Annotated in this window: 15 protein-coding genes and 1 pseudogene; 12 read left to right on the forward strand and 4 right to left on the reverse strand. The window is 71.1% G+C overall.

The genetic code is table 11. The features are described from left to right. Positions 1 to 35 precede the first annotated feature (35 nt). Complete coding sequence (locus OG982_RS09700; RefSeq protein ID WP_266788003.1) at positions 36 to 914, forward strand: acyl-CoA thioesterase II; 879 nt, start codon at positions 36 to 38, stop codon at positions 912 to 914. Positions 915 to 944: 30 nt separating this feature from the next. Here the strand turns inward: OG982_RS09700 and OG982_RS09705 are convergent, their stop codons facing one another. Continuing rightward, a complete protein-coding gene (locus OG982_RS09705) occupies positions 945 to 1,820 on the reverse strand; it encodes a DUF4253 domain-containing protein (protein WP_266788002.1) in 876 nt (291 codons plus the stop codon). Between the two features lie 66 nt (positions 1,821 to 1,886). Beyond that, the gene (locus OG982_RS09710; RefSeq protein ID WP_266788001.1) at positions 1,887 to 2,348 is read right to left on the reverse strand and encodes a MarR family winged helix-turn-helix transcriptional regulator; all 462 of its coding nucleotides are present in this window, start codon (positions 2,346 to 2,348) and stop codon (positions 1,887 to 1,889) included. A gap of 78 nt (positions 2,349 to 2,426) precedes the next feature. Between OG982_RS09710 and OG982_RS09715 the strand changes: the two are divergent. Continuing rightward, positions 2,427 to 3,018 (forward strand): annotated as a pseudogene (locus tag OG982_RS09715) (SDR family NAD(P)-dependent oxidoreductase). A gap of 71 nt (positions 3,019 to 3,089) precedes the next feature. Here OG982_RS09715 and OG982_RS09720 read toward each other — a convergent pair. Next, positions 3,090 to 3,881: a phosphatase gene (locus OG982_RS09720; RefSeq protein WP_266792075.1), complete on the reverse strand. Its 792-nt coding sequence runs from the start codon at positions 3,879 to 3,881 to the stop codon at positions 3,090 to 3,092. A gap of 70 nt (positions 3,882 to 3,951) precedes the next feature. Continuing rightward, positions 3,952 to 4,530 carry a TetR/AcrR family transcriptional regulator gene (locus OG982_RS09725; protein ID WP_266788000.1) on the reverse strand — a complete coding sequence of 193 codons (579 nt, stop codon included), beginning with the start codon at positions 4,528 to 4,530 and terminating at the stop codon, positions 3,952 to 3,954. Between the two features lie 99 nt (positions 4,531 to 4,629). On the opposite strand from OG982_RS09725, the gene OG982_RS09730 reads away from it, so the two are divergent. From OG982_RS09730 to OG982_RS09775, 10 genes are all read left to right on the forward strand, one after another. Next, on the forward strand, positions 4,630 to 6,246 hold the full coding sequence (locus tag OG982_RS09730) for a carboxyl transferase domain-containing protein (protein WP_266787999.1): 1,617 nt from the start codon (positions 4,630 to 4,632) through the stop codon (positions 6,244 to 6,246). Between the two features lie 23 nt (positions 6,247 to 6,269). After that, positions 6,270 to 8,372, forward strand: coding sequence for an acetyl/propionyl/methylcrotonyl-CoA carboxylase subunit alpha (locus tag OG982_RS09735; RefSeq protein ID WP_266948336.1), 2,103 nt, complete (start codon positions 6,270 to 6,272; stop codon positions 8,370 to 8,372). Between the two features lie 11 nt (positions 8,373 to 8,383). After that, positions 8,384 to 9,304, forward strand: a complete 921-nt coding sequence (locus OG982_RS09740; protein WP_266792074.1) for a hydroxymethylglutaryl-CoA lyase — start codon at positions 8,384 to 8,386, stop codon at positions 9,302 to 9,304. Between the two features lie 7 nt (positions 9,305 to 9,311). Beyond that, positions 9,312 to 10,472, forward strand: a complete 1,161-nt coding sequence (locus OG982_RS09745) for an acyl-CoA dehydrogenase family protein (protein ID WP_266787997.1) — start codon at positions 9,312 to 9,314, stop codon at positions 10,470 to 10,472. Between the two features lie 140 nt (positions 10,473 to 10,612). Further along, positions 10,613 to 11,665, forward strand: coding sequence for an ABC transporter substrate-binding protein (locus OG982_RS09750; protein ID WP_266948338.1), 1,053 nt, complete (start codon positions 10,613 to 10,615; stop codon positions 11,663 to 11,665). 52 nt (positions 11,666 to 11,717) lie between these two features. Then, complete coding sequence (locus OG982_RS09755) at positions 11,718 to 12,626, forward strand: siderophore-interacting protein (protein ID WP_266787995.1); 909 nt, start codon at positions 11,718 to 11,720, stop codon at positions 12,624 to 12,626. A gap of 187 nt (positions 12,627 to 12,813) precedes the next feature. Then, entirely contained in the window at positions 12,814 to 14,304 is a 1,491-nt protein-coding gene (locus tag OG982_RS09760; protein WP_266787994.1) for an aspartate aminotransferase family protein, read from the forward strand. Next, positions 14,288 to 15,598 carry a lysine N(6)-hydroxylase/L-ornithine N(5)-oxygenase family protein gene (locus OG982_RS09765; RefSeq protein ID WP_266787993.1) on the forward strand — a complete coding sequence of 437 codons (1,311 nt, stop codon included), beginning with the start codon at positions 14,288 to 14,290 and terminating at the stop codon, positions 15,596 to 15,598. The genes OG982_RS09760 and OG982_RS09765 overlap by 17 nt, the downstream gene beginning before the upstream one ends. Further along, positions 15,595 to 16,179, forward strand: coding sequence for a GNAT family N-acetyltransferase (locus OG982_RS09770; protein WP_266787992.1), 585 nt, complete (start codon positions 15,595 to 15,597; stop codon positions 16,177 to 16,179). Before OG982_RS09765 ends, OG982_RS09770 begins: the two co-directional genes overlap by 4 nt. After that, positions 16,176 to 17,957, forward strand: a complete 1,782-nt coding sequence (locus OG982_RS09775; RefSeq protein WP_266787991.1) for an IucA/IucC family siderophore biosynthesis protein — start codon at positions 16,176 to 16,178, stop codon at positions 17,955 to 17,957. Before OG982_RS09770 ends, OG982_RS09775 begins: the two co-directional genes overlap by 4 nt. Positions 17,958 to 18,014 lie beyond the last annotated feature (57 nt).

Consider the following 18,014-nt stretch of genomic DNA (forward strand, 5'->3'; position numbering starts at 1 on the left):
AGGGACTCACCCCTTCCGGACTTACCCTTCCCCTCATGAACGAGGCACTGACGACCCTCCTCGATCTGCTCGACCTGGAGCAGATCGAGGAGAACATCTTCCGCGGTACCAGCCGTCCGTCGCTGGTACCGCGCGTCTTCGGCGGTCAGGTCGCGGCGCAGGCGCTGGTCGCGGCCGGCCGCACCGTGCCCGCGGACCGCACGGCGCACTCGCTGCACTCGTACTTCCTGCGCGCCGGGGACCCGGGCGCGCCCATCGTGTACTCGGTGGACCGGATCCGCGACGGGCGCTCCTTCACCACGCGCCGGGTCGTCGCCGTCCAGCACGGGCAGCCGATCTTCCACCTCTCCGCGTCGTTCCAGACGTACGAGGAGGGCCTCGACCACCAGGTCGCGATGCCGGACGCGCCCGATCCGGAGACCCTGCCGACCGCCGCCGAGTCGCTGCCCGCGTACCGGGAGATCTTCCGCGACCCCGGCACGGTGGAGCGGCTGATCGACGCGCGCGGCGCGGTGGACCTGCGGTACGCGACGACCCCGCCGTGGGGCAGCGTCGGCGAACCGGTGGAGCCGCGCACGCAGGTGTGGTTCCGTACGGCGGGCAAGCTGGAACGCGATGACGCCCTGCTGCACACCTGCCTGGCCACATACGTCTCGGACATGACCCTGCTGGACTCGGTGCTGCTCGCGCACGGCCGGGGCGGCTGGGCGGTCGGCGACGTGGTGGGCGCCTCGCTGGACCACGCGATGTGGTTCCACCGGCCGTTCCGCGCCGACGAGTGGCTGCTGTACGACCAGGAGTCTCCCTCCTCGTCCGCCGGGCGGGGCCTGGGCCAGGCCCGTATCTGGACGCAGGACGGCCGGCTGGCCGTCACCGTGATCCAGGAAGGCGTGGTGCGGGTCCCGCGCACCTAGTGCGGTCACAGCACTGGCGGCGCCCCCGGATCAGTCCCACCAGAACCCCCAGGACGCGGAGCCGGTCACGGCCTCGTCCGTGTAGGCGCCCACGCTGCCGGATCCCTGCCAGACGTTGTCGGGGCAGAAGGCGAAGTGCTCGGCGGCGACCGGCAGCGCGGCGGCCGTCGTCAGCGGCGGGGCGGCCACGGACAAGTGGAGCTCGTCGAAGCCGAGGGCGAGCACGCGGGCGCCGAAGCGGTCCTCCCAGGAGCGCAGGACGGTGCTGATGAGGGCCATGTCGCTCTCGTAGTTCGTCGGCCCGCGCCAGCCCATCGCCGTGGGTACGTCGGCTCCCCGGCCGGCGGGTATCAGCGCCAGACGCGGGCCCGGCAGGACGCCGTCCCGGATCAGCTCGTCGGCAAGCGCGAGGGCCACGGCCTCCGGGTCGTCCTCGTCCGGGCCCCCCTGCGGGGTCCGGTGTTCCGCCAGGCCCGGCCAGTCGCGGCCGAAGGGGGCGATCAGCCCGGCGCCGTCGGGACCGTCGCCCTCCTCGGGGTCGGGGACGACCCGGGCCCAGAACGCGCGCAGGACCGGCTCGACGTGGTGGTCGTCGGGGTCGGACATCGAGGCGGGGCTCAGCTCGTCGCGGGTCCACCAGCTCTCCAGACCGCGCCGCTCCTGGAACAGCACGGCCTGAAGGCCCGCGGCCAGGGCGGGACCGCGGCAGGCGGCGAGCGCACCGGCGCCCACGGGCGCGTCGGAGACCCACAGCAGCGGCTCGCGCCGCGCGTTGCCCCGCAGCCACGCCCGCCCGCCGGGCCGGCCGATCAGCGTGCCCGGCGGCAACTCCAGTCCCAGGGAGCGGCCTTGCGGATCGTCGGCCAGTACGGACAGCGGGTTCGGTGTCTTCGGCGGATTCGTCACGCCTTCGACGCTAGCGGCCGGCACTGACAACGCCCGTTCGCCGGAAGGGCGGTGGCAGCGGGGGCGCTATTCCCTCGGCTGGGCCTTGAGCTTGGCCCAGACGGCCTCCAGCGCGGCTATGTCCGCGTCGTCGAGGCGGGAGTCGAAGACCTCGGCGAGGGCCTCGCGGCGGGTGGCGTCGGCCTCCGCGAAGGCGCGGCGGCCGTCCTCGGTGAGGGCGATGCCCACGGACCGGGCGTCCGTCGGGGACGGGACCCGCTCGACCAGGCCGCGGGCCCTGAGGGAATCGGCGACGCGCGAGACCTGGCTGCGGCTGAGCAGGGTCCTGGCGCCCAGCTCGGAGGGGGCGACCGGCTCGTGCTGGACGCTCAGCCACAGCATGACCTCGAACCACGACAACGGCAGGTCGTGGCGGCGCGTGAGGGCCTGGTCGACCCGGGCGGTGAGGGTGGTGCCGGCCCAGACCAGGCCGTAGAAGGCGTGGTCGCGGGGGGTGAGACCGTCCAGGTTCAGATTCGTGTGCGCCATGGGGCAAGGATACCGGGTTGCGTGCACACGCACACAAAGATAATGTGTGTGTGCACGCACAAACCTAGGGAGCCTTCCATGAGTGCCAAGACCACCAAGACCGTCCTCATCACCGGCACCTCCTCCGGCATCGGCCTGGCCGCCGCGGTCGCCGCCGCCCGGGCGGGCTGGCACACCGTCGCCACCATGCGCGACACCACCAAGGCCGACGCCCTGCTGAAGGCCGCCTCCGAAGCCGGCGTCGCCGACCTGGTCCAGGTCAAGCGGCTCGACGTGACCGACGCGGACTCCGCGGCCGCGTGCGTGGCCGAGGTCGTCGCCGAGCACGGGCACCTCGACGCGGTCGTGAACAACGCGGGCGCCGGCTTCGTCGGGACCATCGAGCAGCACAGCATGGAGCGGCTGCGGGACGTCATGGAGGTCAACTTCTTCGGCGTCGCCGAGCTCACCCGGATCGCGCTCCCCCACCTGCGCGCCTCGGGCGGCCGGGTCATCACCGTGACGAGCGTCGGCGGAGCAGGCGGCGGCGCCGGTCATCGAGGCGCTGACCGCCGAGAAGATGCCGTTCCGGATCCAGACCTCCGACTGGGCCCGCGACTTCGTGGGCATGAAGCTCGCGGACCTCGACGGCTCGGCCGTCCAGACCGAGATGACCGACTGGCTCGGCTAGGACGCTCGCGGGCCGCTGGCACGGGGCGCCCGCACAGCCCGGTGCCGGCGCCGCGCCGGGCGCCGGCGTCGCTAGAGAAGGCCCGCCGTGGACAGCAGGTACGCCACCATCGGGTCGTAGAAACGCGGGTCGCGAACGTGGTCGTCCAGCGGGATCGCCACCTGGAGGGTGCCCTCCGCCTCGCCCAGGAACAGCGCCGGGTCGTTGCAGTCCGCGTAGCCCACCGCGTCCAGGCCGCGCTGCGCCGCGCAGCCCGCCCAGCCGTGGTCGGCGACGACCAGGTCCGGCTGCGGGCGCCCGGTGGCCGCCAGGCCGTCCAGGATCGCCGCCATCGGGGCCGGCGAGTGGGTGTGCCACAGGGTCGCGCCGCGCTCCAGCACCGCGACGTCCGCGAACTGCCACACCGAGCCCTCGTCGGCCATCAGGCCGGACGGGATGACGACGATCTCGCACCCCGCCGCGCGCAGCGCCGCCGCCGTCGCCCGGTGGACGTCCAGCAGGCCGCCGGGGTGCCCGGTGGCGAGCAGCACGCTCTGCCGGTCCAGCGCGGCCTTGTGCAGCCGGGCCGCCAGCCGGTCCAGGCCCGCGACCGTCAGTTCCGGGTCGATCGTGTCCTGGCCGTAGCGGTGCGCCGGGTCGTCCACGACCCCGCACCGCTCCGCCATCACCGCGAGCACGTCCTGCTCGTCGGCCCAGCGGTCGCCCAGTTCCAGGCCGAGCCAGTAGTGCCGATCGCCGTTGGCGAGCTTGCGGTAGTGGGAGAGGTTGTTCTCACGTGGCGTCGCGACGTCCCCGGCGATCCGGGTGCGGACCAGGTGGTCGACGAGTTCGGCGCGGGTGGGTACGGACGTCTCTATCGGCATCGGCATACGCCCATTCTGCCGCCGCCCGGGCGGAGCCGTCCCGTCCATCCCGCCCACCGGACGCGCCGGGTCATCCGGAGAGCGCGCCGAAGGCCCCGTGCGCGAGCCTGCGCAGCAGTGATTCCGTCGCCTCCCGGCCCAGCGCCGCCAGGTGCGGAGTGGAGTTGAGCAGGCCGAACACCGCGTGCACGGACACCCGCACCTCCGCCTCGCCCACCTGGGGGTGCAGTTCGCGTACGACGGTCACCCACAGCTCCACGTACTGGCGCTGCAACTGGCGCACGAGCTTGCGGTCGGCGTCGCGCAGCCGGTCCAGCTCCCGGTCGTGGACGGTGATCAGCGCCCGGTCGTCGAGCGCGAAGTCGATGTGGCCGTCGATGAGGGAGGCCAGCACCAGGGAGGGGTCACCGGCCGCCTCCTGCGCCCGGCGGCGCCCACCGGTCAGCAGCCGTTCGCTGATGCCGACCAGCAGCTCGGCGAGCATGGCGTCCTTGCCCGCGAAGTGGCGGTACAGGCCGGGGCCGCTGATGCCCACCGCGGCCCCTATCTCGTCCACGCCCACGCCGTGGAATCCGCGCTCGGCGAAGAGGCGGGCGGCCTCGCTGAGGATCTGCTCGCGACGGGTCGGGGCGGCGGCACTGGTGCTCATGGGAATCCATTCTAGACAGGGCCGTTAGCGCTCGTTAACCTAGGCGGTACATGCGTTAACGCTCATTAACAGCGTGCACCGAGCAAGGGAGCTCGACCGATGCAGCAGGCACCAGTGCTGACGAGCGCCGCGGACCCGGCGTCCGAGGCCTGGCGGACCAACGAGGCCGCCCACCGCGAGCTGACCGAGGGCCTGCGCGCCCGGCTCGACGCGGCCCGGCTCGGCGGCGGCGACAAGGCCCGCGCCCGCCACACCGCCCGCGGGAAGCTGCTTCCCCGCGACCGCGTGGACACCCTCCTCGACCCCGGATCCCCGTTCCTGGAGCTGGCCCCGCTGGCCGCCGAGGGGATGTACGGGGGCGCGGCCCCTGCCGCCGGGGTCATCGCGGGCATCGGCCGGGTCAGCGGCCGCGAGTGTGTGATCGTCGCGAACGACGCCACCGTCAAGGGCGGCACGTACTACCCGATGACCGTCAAGAAGCACCTGCGCGCCCAGGAGGTGGCCCTGGAGAACCGTCTCCCCTGCCTCTACCTGGTCGACTCGGGCGGCGCCTTCCTCCCCATGCAGGACGAGGTCTTCCCCGACCGGGAGCACTTCGGCCGCATCTTCTACAACCAGGCGCGCATGTCCGGCGCCGGCATCCCGCAGATCGCGGCCGTCCTCGGCTCCTGCACCGCCGGCGGCGCGTACGTCCCGGCGATGAGCGACGAGGCCGTCATCGTGCGCGGCCAGGGCACGATCTTCCTCGGCGGCCCGCCGCTGGTGAAGGCCGCCACCGGCGAGGTCGTCACCGCCGAGGAACTGGGCGGCGGCGAGGTCCACTCCCGGACCTCCGGCGTCACCGACCACCTCGCGGAGGACGACGCGCACGCGCTGCGGATCGTACGGAACATCGTGGCCACCCTGCCCGAGCGCGGGGCCCTGCCCTGGGCGGTCGAGGCTCCGCAAGAGCCCAAGGTGGACCCGGCCGGGCTGTACGGCGCGGTCCCGGTGGACTCCCGCACCCCGTACGACGCGCGCGAGATCATCGCCCGGATCGTGGACGGGTCCCGCTTCCAGGAGTTCAAGGCCGAGTTCGGCACGACGCTGGTCACCGGCTTCGCCCGGATCCACGGACACCCGGTCGGCATCGTCGCCAACAACGGCATCCTCTTCTCCGAGTCGGCCCAGAAGGGCGCGCACTTCATCGAGCTGTGCGACCAGCGCGGGATCCCGCTCCTCTTCCTCCAGAACATCTCCGGCTTCATGGTCGGCCGCGACTACGAGGCCGGCGGCATCGCCAAACACGGCGCCAAGATGGTCACGGCCGTGGCCTGCACCCGCGTCCCGAAGCTGACCGTCGTCGTCGGCGGCTCCTACGGCGCGGGCAACTACTCGATGTGCGGCCGGGCGTACTCGCCGCGCTTCCTGTGGATGTGGCCCAACGCGAAGATCTCCGTCATGGGCGGCGAGCAGGCCGCCTCGGTGCTCGCCACCGTCAAGCGCGACCAGATCGAGGGCGCGGGCCAGGACTGGCCGGCGGAGGACGAGGAGGCCTTCAAGGCCCCGGTCCGCGCGCAGTACGAGGAGCAGGGCAACGCCTACTACGCCACCGCGCGGCTGTGGGACGACGGGGTCATCGACCCGATGGAGACCCGGCAGGTGCTGGGACTGGCCCTGACCGCGTGCGCGAACGCCCCGCTGGGCGATTCGGCTTTCGGCATCTTCCGTATGTGACGTGTGACGTGAGGACCTCTTCGATGTTCAGCACTGTTCTGGTCGCCAACCGGGGCGAGATCGCGGTCCGGGTCATCCGCACCCTGCGGGAGCTCGGCGTACGGTCGGTGGCCGTCTTCAGCGACGCGGACGCCGACGCCCGGCACGTACGGGAGGCCGACACGGCCGTCCGGATCGGCCCGGCGGCGGCCGCCGAGAGCTACCTGTCGGTGGAGCGGCTGCTCGACGCGGCCCGCCGCACCGGGGCCGAGGCGATCCACCCGGGGTACGGGTTCCTCGCCGAGAACGCGGGTTTCGCACAGGCGTGCGCGGAGGCGGGCCTGGCCTTCATCGGGCCGCCGGCCAAGGCGATCTCCCTGATGGGGGACAAGATCCGGGCCAAGGAGACGGTGAAGGCGGCGGGCGTGCCCGTGGTCCCCGGCTCATCCGGGAGCGGCCTGTCGGACGCCGAACTCGTGGCGGCGGCCGAGGAGATCGGCATGCCGGTGCTGCTGAAGCCCTCGGCGGGCGGCGGCGGCAAGGGCATGCGGCTGGTGCGGGACGCCGGGCTGCTGGCCGAGGAGATCGCGGCGGCGCGGCGCGAGGCGCGGTCGTCGTTCGGCGACGACACGCTGCTCGTGGAGCGGTGGGTGGACCGGCCCCGGCACATCGAGATCCAGGTGCTGGCCGACGCGTACGGGAACGTCGTGCACCTGGGCGAGCGCGAGTGCTCGCTGCAGCGGCGCCACCAGAAGGTCATCGAGGAGGCGCCGTCGGTCCTGCTGACGCCTGAGCTGCGGGCCTCGATGGGCGCGGCTGCGGTGGAGGCGGCGCGGTCGTGCGGGTACGTCGGCGCGGGGACGGTGGAGTTCATCGTTCCGGGCGGGGACCCGTCCTCTTACTACTTCATGGAGATGAACACCCGGCTCCAGGTGGAGCACCCGGTGACGGAGCTGATCACCGGGCTGGACCTGGTCGAGCAGCAGCTGCGGGTCGCCTCCGGCGCGGAGCTGGGCTTCGGCCAGGCGGACGTCACCCTCACCGGGCACGCCATCGAGGCCCGGGTCTGCGCGGAGGACCCGGCGCGCGGTTTCCTGCCGTCCGGGGGGACGGTGCTGGCGCTGTCCGAGCCGTCGGGCGGGTCCGTACGGACGGACTCGGGCCTGGTGGCCGGGGTCGACACGGGCTCGACGTACGACCCGATGCTGTCGAAGGTGATCGCGTACGGTCCCGACCGGGCGGCTGCCCTGCGGGTGCTGCGGGGCGCGTTGGCGGACACCGTGATCCTGGGTGTCCAGACCAATGCGGGTTTCCTGCGGAGGCTGTTGGCGCATCCGGACGTGGTCAGCGGGGACCTGGACACCGGTCTGGTGGAGCGCGACCTGTCCACCATGCTCCCGGACGGCGTCCCGCCCGAGGTGTACGCTGCCGCGGCCCTGTTGGCCGTCCCCCACCCCGCCCCTTCCCGAAACCGGGCTCTGCCCGGATCCGCGCCTCAAACGCCGGCGGGGCTGGGGGTTGACGCCCCGGCGGGGCCGCAACGGTGGGTCGACCCGTTCGACGCCGCCAACGGCTGGCGCCTGGGCGGCACCCCCGCCTGGACGGTCCACCACTTCCGCCTCCCGGGTCAGGACCCGGTCGGCGTCCGTACCCGGCCCACCCGGCCGGGGGGGCAGCACACGGAGCTCCTCCTCGACGGCGGCGCCGACCACGATCCGGCCCGGGGCCGGATCGTGGCCCGCACCACCGACACCGTCACCGTCGAACTCGACGGCGTCACGCACCGCTTCGCCTACGCCGCCTCCCCGGAGGGGACCTGGCTCGGCCGCGACGGCGACAGCTGGCACGTGCAGGACCACGACCCCGTCACCGCCGCCCTCACCGGCGCCGGCCACGCCGGCAAGGACACCCTCGCCGCCCCGATGCCCGGCACGGTCACCGTCGTCAAGGTCTCGGTCGGCGACAAGGTGACCGCCGGGCAGAGCCTCCTCGTCGTCGAGGCCATGAAGATGGAGCACGTCATCTCCGCCCCGCACGCGGGCATCGTCGCCGAGCTCGACGTCTCCCCCGGCACCACCGTCGCCATGGACCAGGTCCTCGCGGTCGTCACCCCGGAAGAACCGGAAGAAGAGGAGGCGGCCAAGTGAACGGGCTGCCCATGACCGTCCCGGCCCCCGAGCTGCCGCCCCGCGTCCGGATCCACGAGGTCGGTGCCCGCGACGGGCTGCAGAACGAGAAGTCGGCCGTGCCCACGCACGTCAAGGCCGAGTTCATCCACCGGCTGGCCGCCGCCGGGCTCACCACCGTCGAGGCCACCAGTTTCGTGCACCCCAAGTGGGTCCCCCAGCTGGCAGACGCCGAGCAGCTGTTCCCCGAGCTGCGGGACCTGCCCGGGGTGCACCTGCCCGTCCTCGTGCCCAACGAGCGCGGGCTCGACCGGGCCCTCGCCCTCGGGGCCACCCGTATCGCGGTCTTCGGCTCGGCCACCGAGACGTTCGCCTCCCGCAACCTCAACCGGACCGTCGCCGAGTCCCTCGCCATGTTCGAGCCGGTCGTGGCCCGCGCCAAGGAGGGCAAGGCGCACGTGCGCGGCTACCTCTCCATGTGCTTCGGCGACCCCTGGGAGGGTCCGGTCCCGGTCCACCAGGTGGTCCGCGTGGCCAAGGCCCTGCTCGACCTCGGGTGCGACGAGCTCAGCCTCGGCGACACCATCGGCGTCGCCACCCCGGGGCACGTCCAGACGCTCCTCGGCGAACTCAACGAGGAAGGCGTCGCCACCGACCGGATCGGCGTGCACTTCCACGACACCTACGGCCAGGCCCTGTCCAACACCCTCGCCGCGCTCCAGCACGGCGTGACCACGGTCGACGCCTCCGCCGGCGGCCTCGGCGGCTGCCCGTACGCGAAGAGCGCGACCGGCAACCTCGCCACCGAGGACCTGGTGTGGATGCTCGACGGCCTCGGCATCGAGACCGGTGTCGACCTGGCCGCCCTCACCGCCACGAGCGTGTGGATGGCCGAACAGCTGGGACGCCCCAGCCCCTCCCGTACCGTCCGCGCCCTCTCCCACAAGGAGTAACGAAGACATGTCCCTCGACCACCGGCTCACCCCCGAGCACGAGGAACTCCGCCGCACCGTCGAGGAGTTCGCGCACGACGTCGTCGCCCCCAAGATCGGCGACCTCTACGAGCGGCACGAGTTCCCGTACGAGATCGTCCGCGAGATGGGCCGCATGGGCCTGTTCGGCCTGCCCTTCCCCGAGGAGTACGGCGGCATGGGCGGCGACTACCTCGCCCTCGGCATCGCCCTGGAGGAGCTGGCCCGCGTCGACTCCTCGGTCGCGATCACCCTGGAGGCGGGCGTCTCCCTCGGCGCCATGCCCCTCCACCTCTTCGGCACCGAGGAGCAGAAGCGCCAGTGGCTGCCGAAGATGTGCTCCGGTGAGATCCTCGGCGCCTTCGGCCTGACCGAGCCCGACGGCGGCTCCGACGCCGGCGGCACCCGCACCACCGCCGTCAAGGACGGCGACGAGTGGGTGATCAACGGCTCGAAGTGCTTCATCACCAACTCCGGTACGGACATCACCGGGCTGGTCACCGTCACCGCCGTGACCGGCCGCAAGGCCGACGGCCGCCCGGAGATCTCCTCGATCATCGTCCCGTCCGGCACCCCCGGCTTCACGGTGGCCGCCCCGTACTCCAAGGTCGGCTGGAACTCGTCGGACACCCGTGAGCTGTCCTTCCAGGACGTACGTGTCCCGCTCGCCAACCTGGTCGGCGAAGAGGGCCGCGGCTACGCCCAGTTCCTGCGCATCCTCGACGAGGGCCGCATCGCCATCTCCGCCCTGGCCACCGGGCTCGCCCAGGGCTGCGTGGACGAGTCGGTGAAGTACGCGAAGGAGCGCAAGGCCTTCGGCCGCCCCATCGGCGACAACCAGGCCATCCAGTTCAAGCTGGCCGACATGGAGATGCGCGCCCACATGGCCCGCATCGGCTGGCGCGACGCGGCCTCCCGCCTGGTCGCCGGGGAGCCGTTCAAGAAGGAGGCGGCGATCGCCAAGCTGTACTCGTCCACGGTCGCGGTGGACAACGCCCGGGACGCCACGCAGATCCACGGCGGCTACGGCTTCATGAACGAGTACCCCGTGGCCCGCATGTGGCGCGACTCGAAGATCCTCGAAATCGGCGAGGGCACGAGCGAGGTCCAGCGCATGCTCATCGCCCGCGAGCTGGGCTTCTCCGCCTGACGCGGAGCCGGCGGGCAGACCGCGCACCGAGGGGGTCCTAAAAAACTTAGGGCCCCCTTACCGTTTTCGGCCAAGGTTAGGCTAACCTTCCCTCCGAACGGCCCAGTGGCCGCCTGACACGCACGAAAGCGGACATCGACATGCCCAAGTCCCGTACCTCCTACCTCTCCCGCCGCGGTCTCATCGCGGCCGGCGGCGCCCTCGGCCTCGTCGCGGCGCTCACCGCGTGCGGTGGCTCCGACTCCGCGAAGGGCGAGACGGGCGGCAAGGACAAGGACAAGGCCGCCGCCGCCTCGGGCCCCTGGACCTTCAAGGACGACCTCGGCAAGGACATCAGCCTGAAGGCCGCCCCGAAGAACATCGTGGCCTACACCGGCACCGCCGCCGCGCTCTACGACTACGGCATCCAGGTCAAGGGCGTGTTCGGCCCGACCAAGACCGCCGACGGCAAGCCCGACGTCCAGGCCGGCTCGATGGACATCTCCAAGGTCGAGATCCTCGGCAACGTCTACGACGAGTTCAACGTCGAGAAGTACGCCGCCCTCCAGCCCGAGCTCCTCGTCACCAACACCTGGGACGGCACCTACTGGTACGTGCCCGCGGCCTCCAAGGACAAGATCCTGAAGCTGGCCCCGGCCGCCGCCATCGGCGTGGGCGGCGACGCCTCCCTCGACAAGTCCCTGGAGCGCACGGCCGACCTGGCCAAGTCCCTGGGCGCCGACCTGAGCAGCAAGAAGACCGCCGACGCGAAGGCCCGCTTCGAGGCCGCCGCCGCGAAGGTGCGCGAGGCCACCAAGGCCAACCCGGGCATCAAGGTGCTCGTCGGCTCCGGCTCCGCCGACCTGTTCTACGTCTCCACCCCGAAGACCTCGGCCGACCTGAAGTACTTCGAGACCCTCGGCGTCGAGTTCGTCACCCCGGACAAGGACAAGCTGGACGCGGGCGGCTTCTTCGAGAGCCTCAGCTGGGAGAACGCCGGCAAGTACAAGGCCGACCTGGTCCTGCTCGACAACCGCACCGGCACCCTCCAGCCGGAGGAGCTGAAGGCCAAGCCGACCTGGGCCGAGATGCCCTCCGTCAAGGCCGGCCAGGTCACCCCGCGCGTGACCGAGCCCATCTACTCGTACGAGAAGTGCGCGCAGATCCTGGAAGACCTCGCCAAGGCCATCCAGAACGCCAAGAAGGTCAGCTGACCCTCGGCGCCCGACCCGGCGCCGATCCCGATTCCCAGGGGGGACTCACCGCATGACCGTCACCGCACCCGACGCCGCCCCGGCCGTCGCCCACTTCCGGTTCTTCGAACTCGAAGTGCTCCGCACGCGCCGCCTCGGGCACTCGTTCCTGCGGGTCACGTTCGGCGGTGAGTCCCTGAGGGACTTCCGCTCGGGCGGCTACGACCAGAGCCTCTCGCTCTTCCTGCCGCCCGCGCACCTCGAACACACGGTGCTCCCGTCCACCGACGAGGACACCTGGTTCGGCGCCTGGCGCGCGATGCCCGACGCCGACCGCCCGGTGATGCGCTCGTACACCGTGCGCGAGCAGCGCCGTACCCCCGAGGGCGTGGACGAGGTCGACATCGACTTCGTCCTGCACGGGGACTCCTCGCCGGCCTCCCGCTGGGCCGGCGGGGCCGTCACCGGCCGCCGGATCATGGCGATCGGCCCGGCCGTCGCGGAGAACAAGTCCGTACGCTTCCAGCCGCCGGCCGACACCGACGCGCTGCTGATGTACGCGGACGAGACCGCGCTCCCCGCCGCCGCCGCGATCCTGGACCGGCTGGCCAACGGCACCCGCGTACGGGCCTGGTTCGAGGTCCCGCACGAGGACGACAGGCTCGTCCTGCCCACGCTCGCCGACGCGGAGATCACCTGGATCGTGCGCGACGCCGGCGTCGGCCGCGAGGAGCGCGTCCAGCGGGTGCTCGACGCGATGCGCGTGGCCGAACTGCCCGACGCCGAAGCCCCGTACGCCTGGCTGGCGGGCGAGGCGGGCACCGTCCGCGCCGTCCGCCGGCACGTCGTACAGGAACGTTCCGTCAACCGCCGCGCGGTGCGCTTCACCGGCTACTGGCGGCTCGGCGCGAGCGAGGAGGAACTCCTCGCCGAGGCGTACGCCGGCAAGGCCCCCAGCGAGGACCCCGCGTCCGAGCTGTAGCCCAGGACACCCGCTGTTCACGGGCCCGCCGCTCGACACCAACTTCCGTCGCCCACCGGTGACTTCAGGGATGGGCCCCGGCTTCGGCCGGGGTCCATCCCTATTTGGTTTGCGACTTAGGTTAGGCTAACCTAAGCAATGCATCCCCACCCCCCCCTGCTTCCCCTGCCTGCCCGGAGGAAAGTTGATGCGTTCGCATCTGCTGAATGAGACGACCGCGGACATCTACCGGCGTACCGTCACCGAGGGCGTCGAGCGCGTCGCCGCCAAACTCGCGACCACGGAACGGCCCCACACCGGCATATCCGTCGACGAACTCGCCCCGGTCATCAACGGGATCGACCTGGACCGCCCGCTCGAAGACCCGGCCGCCGTCCTCGACGAGCTGGAGGACGTCTACCTGCGCGACGCGGTGTACTTCCACCACCCGCGCTACCTGGGCCACCTCAACTGCCCCGTCGTGATCCCCGCCGTACTCGGCGAGGCGGTCCTCTCGGCCGTCAACTCCTCGCTGGACACCTGGGACCAGTCCATCGGCGGCACGCTCATCGAGCGCCGCCTCATCGACTGGACCGCCCAGCGCATCGGCCTCGGGGAGGGCGCGGACGGCGTCTTCACCTCCGGCGGCAGCCAGTCCAACTTCCACGCGCTGCTGCTGGCCCGCGACGAGGCCTGCCGGATCGTCATGAAGCAGGCCCTGAACGAGGGCCGGGAGCTCCCGAAGTCCGAGGTCCTCCCGAAGCTGCGCATCTTCACCTCCGAGGCCAGCCACTTCAGCGTCAAGAAGTCGGCCGCCATGCTCGGGCTCGGCTACGAGGCGGTCATCTCCGTCCCGGTCGACCGCAACCGCCGCATGGACACCGCGATCCTCGCCCTGGAGCTGGAGAACTGCCGCCGCGACGGCCTCTTCCCCATGGCCGTCGTCGCCACCGCCGGCACCACCGACTTCGGATCCATCGACCCGCTCCCCGAGATCGCCCGCCTGACCGACGAGCACTCCGCGTGGATGCACGTCGACGCCGCCTACGGCTGCGGACTCCTGGTCTCGCCGACGCGCCGGCACCTCCTCGACGGCATCGAGCACGCCGACTCGGTCACGGTCGACTACCACAAGTCGTTCTTCCAGCCCGTCAGCTCCAGCGCCGTGCTGGTCCGCGACCGGGACACCCTCAAGCACGCCACGTACCACGCGGACTACCTCAACCCCCGCCGCATGGCGGAGGAGCGGATCCCGAACCAGGTCGACAAGTCCATCCAGACCACGCGCCGCTTCGACGCGCTCAAGCTCTGGATGACCCTGCGCACCATGGGCGCCGACGGCCTCGGCTCGCTCTTCGACGAGGTCATCGACCTCGCCGCGGCCGGCTGGGACATCATCGACGCCGACCCGCGCTTCGAGGTCGTCGTCAAGCCGCAGATCTCCACCCTGGTCTTCCGCTACGTCCCCGAGGGCGATGTCCGGGGGGACCTCGTCGACGAGGCGAACCTGCACGCCCGCAAGGCGCTGTTCGCCTCCGGCGAGGCAGTCGTCGCCGGCACCAAGGTGGACGGCGACCAGTACCTGAAGTTCACCCTCCTCAACCCGCAGACCACGACGGCCGACATCGCGGCCGTCCTCGACCTCCTCGCGTCCCACGCCGAGCAGTACCTGGGAGAATCCCTTGTCCACGCCTCGTGAACTCCGCCGGCCCCTCGATTTCATCGGTATCGGCCTCGGTCCCTTCAACCTGGGACTCGCCTGCCTTACCGCGCCGATCGACGAGCTCGACGGCCTCTTCATCGAGACGAAGCCGCACTTCGAGTGGCACGCCGGGATGTTCCTGGACGGCGCGCACCTGCAGACGCCCTTCATGTCCGACCTGGTCACGCTGGCCGACCCGACCTCGCCCTTCTCCTTCCTGAACTACCTGAAGGACAAGGACCGGCTGTACCAGTTCTACATCCGGGAGAACTTCTACCCGCTGCGGGCCGAGTACAACGACTACTGCCGCTGGGCCGCCGACCGCCTGGACAACGTCCTGTACTCCACCTCCGTCACCGAGGTCACGTACGACGAGCAGGCCGGCCTGTACGAGGTCCACACGGACAAGGGCGAGACGTACCGCGCCCGCCGCCTGGTCCTGGGCACCGGCACCCCGCCGTACATCCCCGAGGCGTGCGCGCAGGTCGGCGGCGACCTCACGCACAACTCCGCCTACATGCAGAACAAGGCGGAGCTCCAGAAGAAGAAGTCGATCACCCTGGTCGGTTCCGGCCAGAGCGCGGCGGAGATCTACTACGACCTCCTCTCCGAGATCGACGTGTACGGCTACCAGCTCAACTGGGTGACCCGCTCGCCGCGGTTCTTCCCGCTGGAGTACACGAAGCTGACCCTGGAGATGACCTCCCCGGAGTACGTGGACTACTTCCACGCCCTCCCGGAGGAGACCCGGTACCGCCTGGAGACCCAGCAGAAGAACCTGTTCAAGGGCATCGACGGCGAGCTCATCAACGCGATCTTCGACCTGCTCTACCAGAAGAAGATCTCCTCGCCCGGTCCGGTCCCGACCACCCTGCTGACGAACACCTCGCTGAACTCGGCGGCGTACGACACCACCACGGGCGTCTACACCCTGGGGCTGCGCCAGGAGGAGCAGGAGCGCGACTTCTCCCTGTCCACCGAGGGCCTGGTGCTGGCCACGGGTTACAAGTACTCCTTCCCCGAGTTCCTGAACCCCGTCCGCGACCGTCTGAACTTCGACGGCCACGGCCGCCCCGACGCCGCCCGCAACTACAGCATCGACACCACCGGCCGCGGCGTGTTCCTCCAGAACGGCACGGTGCACAACCACTCCATCACCTCGCCCGACCTGGGCATGGCCGCGTACCGCAACGCGTACATCATTGGGGAGCTGCTCGGCCGCGAGTACTACAAGGTCGAGAAGTCCATCGCGTTCCAGCAGTTCGCAGCCCCGGAAGGCACGCACGCATGAGCACCACCGAAACCCTGTACAGCCGCACCGACGCGGAACTGGGCACCTTCTCCGTGAGGCCCCTGGACCCGTTCGCCGACGCGGAACTGCTGCACGGCTGGGTCACCCACCCGAAGGCCTCGTTCTGGATGATGCAGGACGCCTCGCTCCCGGACGTCGAGCGCGAGTACATGCGGATCGCCGCCCACGAGCACCACCAGGCCTTCATCGGCCTGCACGAGGGCCGCCCGGCCTTCCTGATGGAGACGTACGACCCGAGCGAGCTGGAGCTCGTCGGCCTGTACGACGCCCAGCCCGGCGACGTCGGCATGCACTTCCTCGTCGCCCCGAGCGAGAAGCCGCTGCACGGCTTCACCCGCGCGGTCATCACCACCGTCATGGCGGCCGTCTTCGCGGACCCGGCGACCGAGCGCGTCGTCGTCGAGCCGGACGTGCGCAACACGGCCGTGCACGCCCTCAACGAGGCCGTCGGCTTCGTCGCGGAGCGCCCGGTGACGAAGCCGGAGAAGGAAGCCCTGCTGAGCTTCTGCACCCGCGCCCGGTTCGAGGCGGCCACCGGCCTGACGGGGGCCTCCATATGAGCCTCGCCGACGCCATCTCCCACCTCTCCCCCGAGCTGTGGGACCGCGCGAACCGCGCCCTGGTCCGCAAGGCCCTCGCCGAGTTCTCGCACGAGCGCCTCCTGACCCCGAAGCCGCTCGGCGGCTCCGCGTACTCCGTCCTGAGCGACGACGCCACCGTGGAGTACCGCTTCGAGGCCGTCCTGCACGCCCTGGACCACTGGTCCGTGGACGAGGCCTCCATCACCCGCCACCGCGACGGCGCCGAGCTGCCGCTGGACGCCCTCGACTTCCACATCGAGCTGCGCGAGGCCCTCGGCCTGAGCGCGGAGGTGCTGCCGGTCTACCTGGAGGAGATCTCCTCCACCCTGGCGGGTTCGGGCTTCAAGTACACGAAGCCGCAGGTCTCCTCCGCCGTCCTCGCGAAGTCCTCCTTCCAGGACATCGAGACCGGCATGACCGAGGGCCACCCCTGCTTCGTGGCCAACAACGGCCGGCTCGGCTTCGGCGTGCACGAGTACCTCTCGTACGCCCCGGAGACCGCGAGCCCCGTCCACCTGGTGTGGGTCGCGGCCCGCAAGGACGTGTCCACCTTCACGGCGGGCGCGGGCCTGGACCACGACTCGTTCGTCCGCGACGAGCTGGGCGAGGAGACCATCGCGGCGTTCTCGGCGCGGATGGCGGACCTCGGCCTGGACCTGGCGGACTACCACCTGCTGCCGATCCACCCCTGGCAGTGGTGGAACAAGACCACGGTCACCTTCGCGGCCGAGATCGCCAACCGCCGCCTGGTCCTGCTCGGCGAGGGCTCGGACGCGTACCTGGCCCAGCAGTCGATCCGTACGTTCTTCAACACGAGCGCCCCCGAGAAGCACTACGTCAAGACGGCGATCTCGGTGCTCAACATGGGCTTCATGCGGGGCCTGTCGGCCGCGTACATGGAGGCCACGCCGGCCATCAACGACTGGCTGCACCAGCTCATCGAGGGCGACGAGGTGCTCCGGTCGGTGGACTTCTCGATCATCCGCGAGCGCGCGGCGATCGGCTACCACCACCGCCAGTACGAGCGCGCCACCGACCGCTACTCGCCGTACCGCAAGATGCTGGCGGCCCTGTGGCGAGAGTCCCCGGTCGCCTCCCTGCAGGGCGGCGAGCGCCTCGCGACGATGGCCTCGCTCCTGCACGTGGACGCCGAGGGCAAGTCCTTCGTCGGCGCCCTGATCGCGGAGTCGGGCCTGACCCCCGAGGAATGGCTGCGCTCCTACCTCAAGGCGTATCTGGTCCCGCTGCTGCACTGCTTCTACCAGTACGACCTCGCGTACATGCCGCACGGCGAGAACACCATCCTCGTCATCGAGGGCGGCGTCGTGAAGCGGGCGATCTTCAAGGACATCGCCGAGGAGATCGTCGTCATGGACCCGGACGCGGTCCTGCCGCCCGCGGTCGAGCGGGTCCGGGCGGACATCCCGGAGGACATGAAGCTGCTGTCCATCTTCACGGACGTCTTCGACTGCTTCTTCCGCTTCCTGGGCTCGATCCTGGTCTCGGAGGGCATCTGCGAGGAGGACACCTTCTGGAAGGCGGTCGCCGACTGCGGCCACGACTACCAGGAGTCGATGCCGCAGCTCGCCGAGCGCTTCGAGCGGTACGACTACTTCGCGCAGGAGTTCCAGCTGTCCTGCCTGAACCGCCTCCAGCTGCGGAACAACAAGCAGATGGTCGACCTCGCCGACCCGTCGGCGGCCCTCCAGCTGATCGGCACCCTCAAGAACCCCGTCGCGCGCTTCGCGCGCCGGTAGGCATCGCGCGGGCCTTGCCGGACGATACGGTCCCTCGTCCGGCAAGGCCCGCCTTTG

It is taken from the genome of Streptomyces sp. NBC_01551, from assembly GCF_026339935.1.
Taxonomy (GTDB): Bacteria; Actinomycetota; Actinomycetes; order Streptomycetales; family Streptomycetaceae; genus Streptomyces.